Source organism: Streptomyces sp. NPDC002328 (assembly GCF_042890065.1).
Classification (GTDB): domain Bacteria; phylum Actinomycetota; class Actinomycetes; order Streptomycetales; family Streptomycetaceae; genus Streptomyces.
Genome location: NZ_JBIARQ010000035.1, coordinates 33,139 through 48,529, shown reverse-complemented (window position 1 = coordinate 48,529; position 15,391 = coordinate 33,139). Strand labels below are relative to the sequence as shown.

10 protein-coding genes and 1 pseudogene are annotated in these 15,391 nt (G+C 70.2%); 3 read left to right on the top strand and 8 right to left on the bottom strand.

Annotated elements, in window-relative coordinates; all coding sequences use genetic code 11:
- Nucleotides 1-453 precede the first annotated feature (453 nt).
- The 8 genes and pseudogenes from ACFYX4_RS39965 to ACFYX4_RS39930 all read right to left on the bottom strand — a co-directional run bounded on the left by ACFYX4_RS39965 (nucleotide 454) and on the right by ACFYX4_RS39930 (nucleotide 11,916).
- A pseudogene (locus tag ACFYX4_RS39965) lies at nucleotides 454-1,393 on the bottom strand (PQQ-dependent sugar dehydrogenase).
- Nucleotides 1,394-1,744: 351 nt separating this feature from the next.
- Nucleotides 1,745-2,590, bottom strand: coding sequence for an SDR family oxidoreductase (locus ACFYX4_RS39960; RefSeq protein ID WP_389344706.1), 846 nt, complete (start codon nucleotides 2,588-2,590; stop codon nucleotides 1,745-1,747).
- A 119-nt stretch (nucleotides 2,591-2,709) separates the two neighbouring features.
- Entirely contained in the window at nucleotides 2,710-3,849 is a 1,140-nt protein-coding gene (locus ACFYX4_RS39955) for an XdhC family protein (RefSeq protein ID WP_389344704.1), read from the bottom strand.
- 191 nt (nucleotides 3,850-4,040) lie between these two features.
- The gene (locus ACFYX4_RS39950; RefSeq protein ID WP_389344702.1) at nucleotides 4,041-6,221 is read right to left on the bottom strand and encodes a xanthine dehydrogenase family protein molybdopterin-binding subunit; all 2,181 of its coding nucleotides are present in this window, start codon (nucleotides 6,219-6,221) and stop codon (nucleotides 4,041-4,043) included.
- A 537-nt stretch (nucleotides 6,222-6,758) separates the two neighbouring features.
- On the bottom strand, nucleotides 6,759-8,957 hold the full coding sequence (locus ACFYX4_RS39945) for a xanthine dehydrogenase family protein molybdopterin-binding subunit (protein ID WP_389344700.1): 2,199 nt from the start codon (nucleotides 8,955-8,957) through the stop codon (nucleotides 6,759-6,761).
- A complete protein-coding gene (locus ACFYX4_RS39940) occupies nucleotides 8,954-9,937 on the bottom strand; it encodes an FAD binding domain-containing protein (RefSeq protein WP_389344698.1) in 984 nt (327 codons plus the stop codon). Before ACFYX4_RS39940 ends, ACFYX4_RS39945 begins: the two co-directional genes overlap by 4 nt.
- A 12-nt stretch (nucleotides 9,938-9,949) precedes the next feature.
- The gene (locus tag ACFYX4_RS39935) at nucleotides 9,950-10,591 is read right to left on the bottom strand and encodes a 2Fe-2S iron-sulfur cluster-binding protein (protein WP_389344696.1); all 642 of its coding nucleotides are present in this window, start codon (nucleotides 10,589-10,591) and stop codon (nucleotides 9,950-9,952) included.
- Between the two features lie 425 nt (nucleotides 10,592-11,016).
- Complete coding sequence (locus tag ACFYX4_RS39930) at nucleotides 11,017-11,916, bottom strand: helix-turn-helix transcriptional regulator (protein WP_389344694.1); 900 nt, start codon at nucleotides 11,914-11,916, stop codon at nucleotides 11,017-11,019.
- A gap of 307 nt (nucleotides 11,917-12,223) precedes the next feature.
- On the opposite strand from ACFYX4_RS39930, the gene ACFYX4_RS39925 reads away from it, so the two are divergent.
- The 3 genes from ACFYX4_RS39925 to ACFYX4_RS39915 all read left to right on the top strand — a co-directional run bounded on the left by ACFYX4_RS39925 (nucleotide 12,224) and on the right by ACFYX4_RS39915 (nucleotide 15,382).
- The gene (locus ACFYX4_RS39925; protein ID WP_389344692.1) at nucleotides 12,224-12,601 is read left to right on the top strand and encodes a DUF2255 family protein; all 378 of its coding nucleotides are present in this window, start codon (nucleotides 12,224-12,226) and stop codon (nucleotides 12,599-12,601) included.
- Nucleotides 12,602-12,705: 104 nt separating this feature from the next.
- On the top strand, nucleotides 12,706-14,286 hold the full coding sequence (locus ACFYX4_RS39920) for a Na+/H+ antiporter (RefSeq protein WP_389344690.1): 1,581 nt from the start codon (nucleotides 12,706-12,708) through the stop codon (nucleotides 14,284-14,286).
- Nucleotides 14,287-14,362: 76 nt separating this feature from the next.
- Nucleotides 14,363-15,382, top strand: coding sequence for an SMP-30/gluconolactonase/LRE family protein (locus ACFYX4_RS39915; RefSeq protein WP_389344688.1), 1,020 nt, complete (start codon nucleotides 14,363-14,365; stop codon nucleotides 15,380-15,382).
- The last annotated feature ends 9 nt before the right edge of the window (nucleotides 15,383-15,391 follow it).

The window sequence follows — 15,391 nt, the reverse complement described above, 5'->3', positions numbered from 1 at the left end:
GAACTACAGACACTCCTCGCCGTCTGGACCGGCGCCTGCCCCACCTGCCATCGCGACATACCCACACCACTACGAACCTGACCAAGCCCTACTAGTGCTGGAGTCCTCTCTCCTTGGATATAAGTCCTCGTGGCGGGATGGTTCGGGCACTACCACAGTTTCTCCGTCGGCGTGGACGGGTCGAACGAGAAATCGGATTCGGGGCGCCTCCAACGGGCCTGTGGAAATCTACCTTCCGACGGCGGGACGGCTTAAGGGCGCACGGACGGGGCTGTGCCGTGCCAGTATGACGGCGACTGCGGGCGCCAGATGGCCGTCCAACAGGCCATGGCACTGAGCGCCAGGCCCACCAAACGCCTATCGCCTTTCGGGCCGAACCGGGCTCCTACGGATGAGGCCCCGCGATGTTGGCCGGCCGCGGAGCGGACCGGATGGGCCCGCCCCGGTGTGCCTTCAGGAAACCCGGAGCAGCAGGATCCGGTCGTCGCTGTCCTCCGGTGAACCCTTGCCGTCCGTGTTGCTGGTGACCAGCCACAGCCTGTCACCGCCCGCCGCCACGACCGTGCGCAGCCTGCCGTACGAGCCCTCCAGCGCGGCCGACGGCTCGCCCGCGACCTTGGAGCCGTCCAACGGGATGCGCCACAGGCGCTCGCCCCGCAGGCTCGCCATCCAGATGGCGCCCTCGGCGTAGGCAATGCCGCTGGGTGAGGCCTCGGCGGGAGTCCACTGCGCCACTGGATTGGTGAAGCCCGCCCGGTCGCTCGTGCCCTCGACCTCCGGCCAGCCGTAGTTGCGGCCGGGCCGGATCAGGTTCAGCTCGTCCCAGGTGTCCTGGCCGAACTCCGACGCCCACAGCTGCCCGTCGTCGTCGAAGGCCAGGCCCTGCGGGTTGCGGTGGCCGGAGGAGTACACCCGGCGAGTCGGGCTCGGGGTTTCCGCGGGCGGGCCGGCCCTCGGGGGTCATGCGCAGGATCTTGCCCCCGAGCGAGTCCCGGTCCTGGGCGATCGGCTTGTCCCACGTCTCGCCGGTGCCGGCGTAGAGCATGCCGTCCGGGCCGAAGGTGATCCGACCGCCGTTGTGGTACGTCCCGGTGGGGATTCCCTCCAGCACCGTTTCCGGGCTGCCCAGTTGCTCGCCTTGTGGGCGCGAGGGGTCGTACCGCATGCGGACGATGCGGTTGTCCGAGGTGGTCGTGAGGTAGGCGTACACCAGGCGGTCTGAGGCGAAGTCCGGGGAGACGACGAGCCCGAGCAGACCGCCCTCGCCGGGCAGGTCCTGCGCTCCCTGCACGGTGCCGGCCTCGGTCTTCCGGCCGTTGTCCGCGTCGACACGGGTGATCGTGCCGTCGTCCCGGGAGGAGACCAGCAGGTCGCCGTCCGGCAAAGGGGCCATGCCCCACGGGGTGTTCAGTTCCTGCGTCACGGTCCGCAGGACTCGCACGCGCGAGGAGCCCGAGCCCGCGTTGTCCGTTGCGGCGGACGACGCGGGCTCCTGCTCGCCGCCCGAACTCCCCGATGTGCAGCCCGCGAGCATCAGTACGGCGGCGGCGCAGGCCGCGGCCCAGGGCGTTTTCGGAGTGGGACGGGGCACGGCGGGTTCCTCTCGATGACGCTGATGGTGGTGCGGTTCAGGGTGTGATGGAACGGGACGAGGCGGGCGCGACGTGCGCCGGCCCAGCAGGTGCCACCGTTGGTTGCTGATCCGGGCGGGCCCGCGTTGCCGCGCGCCCCCGGAGATGGTGCGTCAGCTCTGCGCTCGGCCCACGGGCCACGCCTGCGCGGCCCGCAGCGCCGCGATCACACCGCCGTCGGCCAGGAGGTCGGACCCGGTGATGAAGCCGGCCTGCTGCCCGAGCAGGAAGGCCGCCGCCTCGGCGACGTCGTCGGGGGTGCCGATGCGTCCGGCGGCCGACGTCTCGATCATCTGGCGGTATCCCTCGGCGCCGGGGCCAGACATCTCGTCCTGGGCCAGGGGGGTGGAGATGATGCCTGGGCTGATGCAGTTGATGCGGGCGCCGTGCTTGCCCCACTCGACGGCGGCGGCCTGTACGCGCAACGCGTTGCCCCGCTTGGACAGGGCATAGGCGGCACCGGAGTTGCCCACCTTCTCGGGGGCCAGGAACGGCAGGGCGAGCAGCTCGGAGACGGGGGTGCTCGCCAGCGCGTGCTCGGTGTCGTACGGGTAGGCACCCGCCATGTGGCCGGCCATGCTGGAGATGACGACACCGGCGCCGCCGGGCGCGATGACGCGGGCGAACTCGTCGAGGACCAGCGCGGTGCCGAGCAGGTCGACGTGCAGGACCTGCTCCGTGGTGCCCTGTACGGGCGAGACCCCGGCGCTGTGCACGACCTGCGTGACGGGGCCCAGCTCCGCGGCCGCGTCGGCGAGCCCGGCCACCGCGTCGGGTTCGGACACGTCGACGATGTGCGTGGTCACGTCGTGGCCCGCGCCGCGAAGCTGCTCGGCGGCAACGCCCAGTGCCTTCTCGTTGTAGTCGGCCAGCAGCACGATGCGGCCGATGCCCACTCGACGGGCGATCGCCAGGCCGATGCCGCCCGCCCCGATGATGACCGCTACGTCCTTGTCCATCGTCTGTCTCCTGTGATTGAAAAAAGGGGGGCTTTGCCCAGGAATAGATCTCCTATGAGCATTCAGCCTGCTCGGCGGCGCCGCGATGTGGCAGACCGGGCTGTGCCCTGTAGCGGTGTTCAGTGACCTGCCAGGGCACCCCTCGCGGCAATGGACTCGTGAATGGCCCCGGTGCCGTGGGAGAGAGGAAGCCCGGTGCCGTGGTGGGCATGGGCGATGATTTCCGCGGTGATGGAGACGGCCGTCTCCTCGGGGGTGCGGGCACCGAGGTCCAGACCGATCGGTGAGTGGAGACGGGCCAGGTGGCTCTCGAGTACGCCCGCCTCCCGCAGCAGGCCCAGGCGATGGTCGTGGGTGCGCCGGGAGCCCATCGCGCCCACGTAACCCACGGGCAGGCTCAAGGCCAGGCGCAGGAGTGGGACGTCGAACTTGGCGTCGTGGGTGAGCACGCATACGGCGGTACGGGCGTCCACCTCTGTGCCTGCCAGGTAGCGGTGGGGCCAGTCCACTACGACCTCGTCGGCGTACGGGAAGCGGGCCGCCGTGGTGAAGACTGGACGGGCGTCGCAGACGGTGACCCGGTAGCCGAGGAAGCGTCCAGCCTGGCTGAGCGCACCCGCGAAGTCGACGGCGCCGAAGATCAGCATGCGGGGCCGGGGCGCGTTGGTGTGGACGAGCAGGCGTAGCCGGTCAGGACAGGTGCCGGCGTCCCCGCCGACCTCGACCAGTCCGGTGCGTCCCGCCCGGAGCAGGGCGCGGGCCTGCTCCGCGACCGCTCTGTCCTCTCGCGCGCCGCCCAGGGTTCCGTCGTACGCGCTGCCGTCGCCGAGAACGCACAGGCTGCGGCCGAGGAGCCGCTCCGGCCCGTCCACCACCTGCGCCAAGGCCGCGGGCCGGCCTCGCCGTACCTCGTCGAGGGCAATGGCGAGGTGGGACTGGTCGTCCGGGTCCACCCGCTGCACCAGCACGTCGATCTCGCCGCCGCAGGTCAGGCCGACGGCGAAGGCATCGTCGTCGGAGTAGCCGAAACGGGCCCGTGCGGGGGCGCCGGAGTCGGCCAGGACCTGACGGCACAGTTCGTAGGCTGCTCCTTCCACACAGCCTCCGGAGACGCTGCCGACCGCATTGCCGTCCGCGTCCACGGCGAGCGCGGTGCCGGGCGGCAGGGGTGCGCTGCCGCTGACCTGGACGATGGTGGCGAGGGCGAAGGGACGCGCCTCGCGGCACCAGTCATACAGCGTGTCCGCGATGTTCAACATGGGGGTCTCCGTGAGGGACGACGGATCGGGAGGCCGCCGCCACGCGCCGTGGGGGACGATTGTCACAGCGGCGGCCCTGGTGTCCGGCGGCTGTGCGTGGCAGCCACCGGGCGGATCAGAAAGCACGACGGGGACCCGGCTCACCACTTGGCGAGTCCGGCCGCCCGGGGCTCGTGTCTGAGAGTTTCGGCTCAGAGCAACGCCTCCGCCGTAATGGGCAGTTCACGCATCCGGCGCCCGGTGGCGTGGAAAACGGCGTTGGCCACGGCGGGTGCCACGCCGACCTGCACGATCTCACCGAGGCCCTTGACGCCGATGGGGTCGGCTTCGGGGTCCTCGCCGTCGAGGTAGATCGCGCGCAGGTCGGGGATGTCGGCGTTGACGGGGACGAGGTAGTCGGCCAGGTTGGCATTCACGATCCGGCCATCGCGGTGGTCGGTCACCGTCTGCTCAAGCAGGGCAGCGCCAATGCCGCCGACCATCGCGCCGAGGGCCTGGCTGTCGGCAAGCTTGGGGCTGATGATCCGGCCCGCGTCGTACACGCCGAGCATCCGCCGCACGCGAACCAGCCCCAGCCGGTCGTCGACAGCGACCTCGGCGAACATCGCGCCGTAGGCGTACATGGAGAACCGTGCCGGTCCCGACGGCGGAGTGAAGGTCCCGAGTGTCTCCAGGTGGTCGCGGTCGTTGCGGGTCAGGAGTTGCCGGTAAGTCTCCCCCTGCGCCGGGTTGCCCTTGACGTGCAGCCGGCCGCCTCGTACGACGACAGCGGCGGCGTCGACGCCGTACAGCGGAGAGTCCTGGTCCTCGACGGCGAGTCGGATCGCCTGCTGCCGCAGTCTGTCGCAGCCGTCCTGGACGGCGGAGCCGACGCTGGCCATGGTTCGCGAGCCGCCCTGTGCCGGGGCAGGCGGCATGACGGAGTCGCCGAGCCGGAAGGTCACGTTGCGCATTGTCAGGCCGAGGGCGTCCGCAGCGACCTGGGTCATTGAGGTGTACGTGCCGGGGCCCATGTCGCTGGCCGAGCTCTCAACCAGTGCGGTGCCGTTCGCGTCGAGCCGGACCGAAGCCTGGGCGGCGCTGCGTACGACGTCGTAGACGCCGGTGGCCACACCGGTGCCGATCAGCCAGTCGCCGTCGCGGGTGGAGCGCGGCCGGGGGTTGCGGCGGTTCCAGCCGAACTCGCGGACGCCGACGCGGTAGCAGTCGCGCAGGCGTCGGGTGGAGAACGGCAGCCCGCTGGACGGGTCCTCCTCCGGTTCATTGCGCAGGCGCAGCTCGATCGGGTCGACGCCCAGTTCGTAAGCGAGTTCGTCCAGCGCCGACTCCATGGGAAAGGCGGCGGTGGCGTAGCCGGGACCGCGCATCCAGGTTGCCGCGTTCACGTCCAGCGGGACCGAGCGGTGCTCCTGACGGACGTTGGGCGTCGTGTAGAGCATCTGCCCGATGCCCAGGACGGGCTCCCTGTGCGTTTCGTAGCGGGAGGTCTCCGACCGCAGTTCGTGGATCACGGCGGTCAGGTGTCCGCGGCGATCACTGCCCAGACGTACCGAGTACTCGTACGCGGGCCGGTACCCCGTGCCGAAGTACTGCTGCCTGCGGGTCAGGACGAGTTTGACCCGGCGGCCCGTCATACGGGCGGCGAGAGCCGCGATGGTGACGTGCGGCCAGGTCCGCAACGCACTGCCGAACGCGCCGCCGACGAACGGCGAGATGACCCGCACCGACTCCCGCGGGATGCCGAAGGCGCCTGCGAGTTGGTTCTGGGTGCCGACCACGAACTGGGTCTTGTCCCACACCGTGAGCTTGTCGCCGTCCCAGCGGGCGACGGTGGCATGGGGCTCCATGGCGTTGTGGTGATTGCGGGCCAGCCGGTAGGTCGTCTCCAGCCGTACGACGGCGGAACGCAACGCCTCGTCCGCGTTGCCGCGCGCATAGGTCTCGGGGTCGTCGGCCGGAGGAGCCTCGGTCAGGTCGGTGTAGGGCTGCTCGGCGTTGTAGGTGACCTCGACCAGGCTCGCGGCGTGCTGCGCCGACTCCAGGGTGGTGGCCACCACGACGGCGACCGGCTGACCGTGGAAGAGGGTCCGGTCGTCCTGGAAGGCGAGCAGCCGTTCGAACGGGGTGTCGAGGTTCGGCAGCTTGGGCGCGTTGAGGTGGCTGATCACCGTCAGTACGCCCGGCTGCGCGAGGGCGGCACGGGTGTCGATTCCGGTGATCCGTCCCAGGGCGACGGTGCTGTCGACGACGACCGCGTGCACGGTCCCGTCGGGTTCGTGATCGGCGGCGTACTTCGCCTGACCGGTCACCTTCAGCCGTCCGTCCACGCGGGAGAGCGGAGCGCCGACGGCTGCCTGCGGCTGCGGGCTCACTTAGTACCTCCTACGATGCGCAGCCGGCGTTCGGCGGTCCGCCGGAGGAACTCGACCTCGAAACCGTTGTGTTGGCTCAGCGCGAACTCGAACGACTGCGGGTACGCACCTTCAGGTAGCCGGACCCGAGAGGGCGCGGAAGGGCCGGAATCTCCACCGAGGTGATCAACTGGCCCCATCACAGGGCTTGTTCGACCGACGGCGGCTGTCGTCGCAATCGTGGTGGGCCGGGAGGGCACCGGCGCGAGTCCTTTGAACGGATCACAGGGTAAGACCGGGAGTTCGGTGGCCATACGCACTCTCTCGCTTCGGGGGATTCGGCGGAAGACCGGCGGTCACGCACGGGATGCCCCTTATGCGCCGGGTCTCCGTAAGGGACGACAGATTGGGCGGGTCGCCGCCGCGCGCCGTCGGGGGAACGGTTGGTCGCGGCAGCGGCCCTGGTGTCCGGCTGCAGTGCGTGGCTGCCCACCGAACGTCCGGTGAGCCCCCGAGCGGCGGCGCCCCACCATGAAACCGGCCGCCCGGGGCCTCGGCTCAGAGCATCGCCTCGGCGGTGATGGGCAGTTCGCGGATCCGGCGCCCGGTGGCGTGGAACACGGCGTTGCCCACGGCGGGCGCGACGCCGACCTGCACGACCTCCCCGAGACCTTTGACGCCCAGGGGATCGGCTTCGGCGTCCTCCCCTTCGAGGTAGATCGCACGCAGGTCAGGGACGTCGGCGTTGACGGGGACGAGGTAGTCGGCAAGGTTGGCGTTCACGATCCGACCGTCGCGGTGGTCAGTGACCGTGTGCTCCAGCAGGGCCGTGCCGATACCGCCGGTCATCGCGCCGATGGCCTGGCTGTCGGCGAGCTTGGGGCTGATGATCCGCCCCACGTCGTACACGCCGAGCATCCGCCGTACCCGCACCAGCCCCAGCCGCCGGTCGACGGCGACCTCGGCGAACGTCGCGCAATAGGCATGGGTGGAGAACCGTTCCACTTCCTCGCCAGGCGCGTAGGTCCCGCTCGCTTCGAGGCGGGGCCGGTTGTTGCGTGCCAGGAGCTGCCGGTAGGTCTCCCCGCGCGCCGGGTTGTCCCTCACGTGCAGCCGACCGCCCCGTACGACGACATCGGCCGGGTCGACGCCGTACAGCGGAGAGTCCTCGTCCTCGACGGCCAGCTTGATCGCCTGCTGCCGCAGCTTGTCGCAGCCGTCCTGAACGGCGGATCCGACACTGGCCATGGTCTTCGAGCCGCCCTGCAGCGGGGCCGGCGGCATGAGGGAGTCACCGAGCTGGAAGGTCACGTTGCGCATGGTCAGGCCGAGGGCGTCGGCGGCGACCTGGGTCATGGAGGTGTACGTACCCGGTCCCATGTCACTGGCCGCGGACTGCACCAGTGCGGTGCCGTCGGCGTCCAGCCGGACCGAGACCTCGGCCGGGTCTCGCCGCGTGTGGTAGGCACCGGCGGCCATGCCCATGCCGATCAGCCAGTCGCCGTCGCGGGTGGAGCGCGGCCGGGGGGTACGGCGGTTCCAGCCGAACTCGCGCGCGCCGGTGGCGAGGCACTCGCGCAGCCGCCGGGTGGAGAACGGCAGCCCGTCGGACGGGTCCTCCTCCGGTTCGTTGCGCAGGCGCAGCTCGATCGGGTCGACGCCCAGCTTGTGGGCGAGTTCGTCCATCGCCGACTCGAGGGCGTAGGCGGCGGTGGAGTAGCCGGGGCCACGCATCCAGGTCGGGGTGTTCACGTCCAGGGGCACCGACTGCTGCGTCATGCGAACGTTGGGCGTGTTGTAGAGCATCTGCCCGAGACTCAGGATCGGCTCTCCGTGCGTCTCATAGCGGGAGGTCTCCGACCTCAGGTCGTGGATCATGCCGGTCACGCGTCCGCGCCGGTCACTTCCCACGCGTACCCGGTACTCGTACGTGGGCCGGTAGCCCACGTGGAAGTAGAGCTGCTCACGGGTCAGCGCGAGCTTCACCGGACGGCCCGTCTCACGCGCGGCCACGGCCGCGATGGTGGTCTGCGGCCAGACCCGCGAGGCGTTGCCGAACGCTCCGCCGACGAACGGTGAAATGACGCGCACCGAGTCCTGCGGGATGCCGAACACGGCCGCGAGTTCGTTCCGAGTGCCCTGCACCCACTGGGTCTTGTCCCAGACGGTGAGCCGGTCACCGTCCCAGCGGGCGACGGTGGCGTGCGGCTCCATCGCGTTGTGGTGGTTGCGGGCGAGCCGGTAGGTCGCCTCCATGCGTACGGCCGCGGAGTCCAGCGCCGCCTCCGCGTCGCCCCGGGCGTAGTTCTGGGGCGTGCCGCCGGCCGGGCTGCCGCTCATGTCGGTCGTGGGCCGCCGCGAGTCGTACTCGATCTCCACGAGGTCCGCGGCGTGCTGCGCGACCTCCAGGGTGGTGGCGACCACGACGGCCACCGGCTGCCCGTGAAAGAGCACCTGGTCATCCTGGAAGGCGCGCAGCCGCCTGCCCGGCGGGTTGTAGCCGCCCGGGTTGTCGCGGTACGCCAGCTCGGGGGCGTTGAGGTGGCTGATCACCGTCAGTACGCCCGGCTGCGCGAGGGCGGCACGGGTGTCGACGCCGGTGATCCGTCCCAGGGCGACGGTGCTGTCGACGACGACCGCGTGCACGGTCCCGTCGGGTTCGTGATCGGCGGCGTACTTCGCCTGACCGGTCACCTTCAGCCGTCCGTCCACGCGGGAGAGCGGTGCGCCGACGGCTGCCTGCGGCTGCGGGCTCACTTAGTACCTCCTACGATGCGCAGCTGGCGTTCGACGGTCCGCTTGAGCAACTCGACCTTGAAACCGTTGTGCTGAAGGGGACGGGCCCCGTCCGCCGACTCCTTGGACGCCTCGGCCCACAGGGTGTGCGAAGGACGCTCGCCGATGAGACGGCGCTCGACGGCGGGCAGCTTCCACGGCACGGTGCCCACGCCACCGGCGGCTACCTTCGCCCCGCGGATCACGCCACCTCGGACGTGCAGAGCAACGGCGGCCGAGGTCAGCGCGAACTCGTACGACTGCCGGTCCCGCACCTTCAGGTAGCCGGACCTGAGCGGACGCGGGAGGGCCGGTATCTCGACGGAGGTGATCAACTCGCCCCTTCGCAGGGCTTGTTCGCGGTCCGGGGTGCTGCCCGGCCGAAGAAGGAAGTCGGCGAAGGCGACGGTGCGCTCGGTCCCTTCCGGGCCCAGGAGGTGCACGCTCGCCTCCAGCGCCGAGAAGGCGACGGCGACGTCGGAGGGATGCGTGGCCACGCAGTCGCCAGACGTGCCGAGGATCGCGTGAGTACGGTTGAAACCGTCCCGAGCCGCGCAACCCGAGCCCGGCTCTCGCTTGTTGCAGGCGGCGCTCACGTCACGGAAGTACGTGCAGCGGGTGCGCTGCATGATGTTGCCGCCGATGGTGGCCATGTTCCGCAGTTGGGCGGAGGCGCTCAGCTCCAGCGCCTGCGAGATCACCGGGTAGAGGGCGCGGACCTTGGGGTGGGCGGCGGCCTCCGTCATCCGCACGAGAGCGCCGATCCGCAGGCCTCCGCGCTCGGTGACGGTCACCTCCCGCAGCGGCAGGTCGCTGATGTCGACCAGCGTGTCGGGGCGTTCGACGGTCTCGCGCATCAGGTCGACCAGGGTGGTGCCGCCGGCGATGTAACGCCCGCCGCGCTGCCCGGCGTTGAGTGCCTCACGGGTGTCGGAGACCTTGGTGAAGGAGAAGGGGTACATGGGGGCCGGGCCTCATTTCCCGTGGGCGGCCTGGTCGACCGCCTTGACGATCTTGACGTAACAGCCGCATCGGCAGATGTTGCCGCTCATCCACTCCCGGATCTCTTCGGCGGAGTCCGTGTGGCCCTCCTCGATGCAGCCGACGCCGGACATGATCTGGCCGGGAGTGCAGAAGCCGCACTGGAACGCGTCCTGCTCAACGAACGCCGCCTGCAGCGGGTGCAGTCGGTCGCCATCGGCGAGTCCCTCGATCGTGGTGACCTCGGCGCCCTCCAGGCGTACCGCCAGCGTCAGACAGGAGTTGACCCGCTGCCCGTCGATCAGGACCGTGCAAGCCCCGCAGGCGCCCGCATTGCAGCCCTTCTTGGTACCGGTCAGCCCGAAGTGCTCCCGCAGCAGGTCAAGAAGCGAGGTCCGGTTGTCGATCGTGACCGTGCGCCTCTCGCCGTTGACGGTCAGCGAGAGCCGGCCGCTGGGCGGAGCCTCGGCGGCCGACGCGTCCTGGCCGGCCAGGACCGATCCCGCGGCCAGGCCACCCGCCGCGATCACACCACCGACGGCGGCTGTCGTCGCGATGAAGGTGCGCCGTGTGGGCACCGCCACGGGGCCTTCGGCGGAAGGTTCGAGGGGGGAGTCCGGAAGTTCGGTGGTCATACGCGCTCTCTCGCTTAGGGGGATTCAGCGGAAGATCGGCCGTCACGGACTGGTACGCCACGGCCGTCCGGCGACGCTTTGCGGTATGCACTGAGGCACCCGTGGGTCGGCACCTGGCGGACGTGGGTCATCGCCCGAGGCTCTCCATGAAGGCCCGTTGTGGGGTGGGCCCGCTGCGTTCCGGTTGTGAACCGTGCTGTGGGACACGGCCGCTGTTACGGCTGTGATCTCGACGCAAGGTCCAGCCTGTGCCGACTGACGGTGAGCCGCCAGGGTGTAATTTACGTACGACTCCCGTGCCTACGTCTGGCAGTAGCAGCCAGTTCAAGCCAGCGCCTGGCGCGTTGGTGTGCCTGATGCTTGCCGCAACTGTCGGTGCCGAGACCGAGCTCATGCCGCCTGAGAGGTGGACGGCCGCCGGTGCGCTACTGCTTAGGCGAGGTCGACGATTTCGAGGCCCGGTCCTGCGCGGACTTGTCGAGGAGGACCATCGCGTCGTACTCAGGGGTATCGGGCTCGGCGTAGAAGACGACCAGGTGCTGGCTGTTGGTGCCGTTCAGCGTCATTCCCTGGTAGCCCAGGGCGAGTTCACCAACGACGGGGTGGTGGTACGTGTGGCGACCGCTGGTGTTTCCCTGGACGTCGTAGCGGTCCCACATGCGTGCGAACTCAGGGCTTTTGCGCAGGAGTTCGTCGACGATGAGCGCGAGGTCGGGGGCGTCCGGCTCGATGCCGGCCAGCCCACGCAGCCATGCGACGACGCTGCGGACCGCGTCATCCCAGTCGTCGAACAGGTTGCGGGCGGCGGGGTGGAGGAAGACGTAGCGCGCGAGGTTGCGCTGCTCCCCCTGCCAATCCTCGATCCCCGTGAACAGGTGCAGTCCGCCGGGATTGGCGGCGAGCAGTTCGAAGGTGCGGCCGACGACGTACGCGGGATTGGGCCGCAGGCTCTCCAGAATCAATTCGGTGCCCGGAGGTACGGACCGGCTGGGCATCGTCGTCGGCGCGGCCGCGTTCCCGTCGGCGCTCGCGGCGAGCTCTCGCAGGTGCTTGTGCTCGACCTCCCCCAGGCGCAGCGCGCGTGCGAGGGAGTCGATCACGGACGGGCTGGGACGGGTCTCGGTCCCGCGTTCCAGGCGTGCGTAGTAGTCGATGCTGATGCCGGCGAGGGTGGCCAGTTCCTCGCGGCGCAGCCCCGGGGTGCGGCGCAAGCCGGAGGCGGCCGACAAGCCGACGTCGCCGGGCTTCACCCGGGTGCGACGGGCTCGCAGGAAGCGTCCCAGCTCGGTGCCGCCGCTACCGCCACTGTGCTGCTCACGTGCCATGTCTTCCAGTGTGGCAGCCCCGTGACCCGTGTGGCGATGCACACGACGTCGAAGGGTGCCCTGTCACAGCACTGAACACGGCTGCCTGGCACAACCCGGCCTGCCATCCGGCGCGTGCGGGCGGCACGCTGAGGGCACGCGGATGTTCCCAGGTCCGCGGCGTGCGGGCGTGGCCGGCGGCGAACGGAGTGACGATCCCCGAGGAGCTGCGCGCCCGCTTGCCGATCGTGACGGCGCTGCTCATCGTGACCTCGGCAGCCGCCCACCTGCGGCGAGGACCACATCCGCACGTACGAAGGAGACCCCGATGACGACGGCATGGACGAACGACGAACTCGACAGGGTCGGGTCGGCGGAGGAACTGGTGATCGCGTCCGTGCGCCAGGACGGTGTGCTGAGCAAGCCGCGGACCATCTGGGTCGTCCGCGTGGGTGACGGGATCTACGTCCGTTCGGTGTACGGCCCCACCTCCGACTGGTTCCGCGCCACGCGTTCGCGTCAGGAGGGTCACATCCGGGCAGGCGGCGTGGACAAGGACGTCTCTTTCCTCGACGCCGACCACGACATCAATGGTCAGGTGGACGCCGCCTACCGCAGCAAGTACGGGCACTACGCCGCGGAGATCATCGAGGCCATCACGAGCGCCAAGGCGTCCACCACGACGATGCGGCTCGTGCCGCGCTGAGCCCGGTTTCCGAATCAAGCCCCGACTTGAGAACCGTCCCGCGCCCGCCGCCGGGCCCCCCGCGGCGTCCCGCCGCGCACCACCAATTGTCCAGGAGATGAAACGTGCTCGGTCTCGAACTCGTCGTGATCCTGTGCGCGACCATGCTCGTGTGCCAGGTCGCGGGAGACCGGCTCCGTATCGCCCCGCCCATCCTGCTGCTGGCCGCGGGGGCGCTGCTGGGATTCGTCCCGGCACTGCGCGAAGTGCATCTGCCACCGGAGGCGATGCTGCTGCTGTTCCTCCCGGCCCTCCTGTACTGGGAGAGCCTGACCACCTCCCTGCGCGGGATCCGGCAGGACCTGCGCGGCATCATGCTGATGAGCACCGCGCTGGTCATCCTCACCGCCTGGGCCGTAGCAGCGGTCGCGCACGCCCTGGGGCTTCCCTGGGGGCCGGCCTGGGTACTCGGTGCGGCCGTCGCACCCACCGACGCGACGACGGTCGGCGTCCTCGCCCGCATGCTGCCCCGCCGCAGCATCACCCTGCTGCGCGCCGAAAGCCTGATCAACGACGGCACGGCCCTCGTCGTCTACGGACTCGCCGTCGGCATCACCGTCGGCGAGGAACACTTCAGCGTGCCGCACGTCGGATGGCTCTTCCTCCTCGCCTACGTCGGCGGAGCCGCAGCCGGAGCCGTCACCGCCTGGGTCGGCATCCAGCTGCGCCGCCGCCTGGACGACCCTCTGCTGGGGAACGTGGTCACGATCGGTACGCCCTTCACCGCGTTCCTGCTCGCCGAGGAGATCGAGGCCTCCGGTGTCCTGGCCGTCGTGGTGGCCGGGCTGATCATGAGCCAGGTCGGCCCACGCCTGATCGGGGCGGCGACGCGGCGGCAGGGGCAGGCGTTCTGGTCGCTGTCCACGTTCCTGCTCAACGCCTCCCTGTTCGTCCTCGTCGGCCTGGAGGCACAGTCCGCCGCCCGCGAACTGACCAGCGACGACCTCACCCACGCCCTGATCACCGTCGTGGTCGTGTCGGTGGTGCTCGTGGCCGTGCGCTTCGCCTTCCAGTTCGGCGCCGTGTACCTGATCCGCCTGCTGGACCGCCGCCCGCAGCAGCGGCTGCGCCGGATGAGCCACCGGGCCCGGGTGGTCGGCGGGGTCACCGGATTCCGGGGGGCGGTATCACTGGCCGTGGCGCTGTCGGTACCGGAGACGTTGAACTCGGGCGCGCCCTTCCCCGACCGCGACGTGATCGTCTTCGTGACCTCCGGGGTCATCATGCTGACCCTCGTGGTGCAGGGCCTGCTTCTGCCTCGCGTCGTCCGCTGGGCCCGGCTGCCCCACGACACCTCTGCCGAGGAGGAACGCTCCCTCGCCGAGACCACCGCCGCCGAGGAAGCCCTCAAGGCACTGCCCGACGTCGCCGCCGACCTCGGCACCGCCCCGGAGGTCACCGAATGGACCCGCCACGAATACGAGACCCACCTCCGCGTCGTACGCGCAGGCGACGACTCCGAGGACGTGGTCCTGAGCCACAAGGAGGACTACACCGCACTGCGCCTCGCCCTCCTGGCCCGCAAACGCGCCACCGTCGTCAGACTCCGCGATGAGAACCACATCGACGACACCGTGCTGCGCCAAGTGCAGGCCTACCTCGACATCGAGGAAGTACGCCTGTCGGGAGCCGAGTTGAGCGACTGACCGGCCCCCCAACCTCCTATCCCTCCATGCTCCGCCCCACGTGCAACCACAACTGCACCCCTCCAAGAAAAGTGCGATGAACCACATGGAATTCTCCACAGCAGTCCCCACAACGATCCCTCCGAGGAAGCGGTTCAGAGTCGCGGCGGCGATCGCCGCGACGGCGACCGTCCTCGTCTCGGCACCGTACGCGTCCGCGACGTCCGCGAAGCCGGTCGTCACCGATGTGAAGACCCTCGCGTCCTTCGACTTCACCGCCGGCGACTCCCCGGAGAACCTCACCGTCAACCCGGACAACTCACTGACCGTCTCCATGCTGGGCAGCGTGGCGGGCAAGCGTCCGGCGCTGGTGCGCATCGACCCGTCCGGGCGCAGCAGAGTGATCGTCACCGGGCAGCCGGGCGACACCTTCACCGGCAACACGCGCGACCGCGACGGCAACATCTACTACAACGTGGCCTCCTCCGACTCCGCCCGGGCCGGCATATGGAAGCTGCCCCCCGGCGGCAGCCCTCGCCGCATCGCCGCCCTGCCCACCGACGGACTCCCCAACGGCCTGGCCATCGACCCGACCGGACGCACCCTGTACGCGGCCGACAGCAACAAGGCCACCGTATGGACCGTCCCGGCCTCCGGCGGAACGGCGACCGCCTGGCTGACCGACCCCGCCCTCGCGGCAACCCCGTCCGCACCCTTCGGCGCGAACGGGCTCCGCTTCCACAAGGGCGCCGTCTGGGTCTCCAACCTCGCGAAGAGCACCCTGCTGCGGATCCCGGTCACCGCCGCCGGCGCCCCCGGCCGGATCCACACCGTCACCAGCAGCCTCACCGGCGTTGACGACTTCAACTTCCTCAATGACCGCTCCGACGTGGTGTTCGCCGCGCAGAACGGCCTCAACCAGGTCACGCTCGTCCACCCCGACGGGACCACCGAGACCGTCCTGACGTCCAAGGACGGCCTCGCTTCCCCCACCTCCACCGCGATACGCGGAAACCGGCTCTACATCACCAACGCCGGCCTCGCCGAGCCCCACGACGCGAAGGTGCAGCGGGGAACGATCGACCCCGCCGCGCTGAACTGCGGCCGGACCTCCTGAACTGGCGAA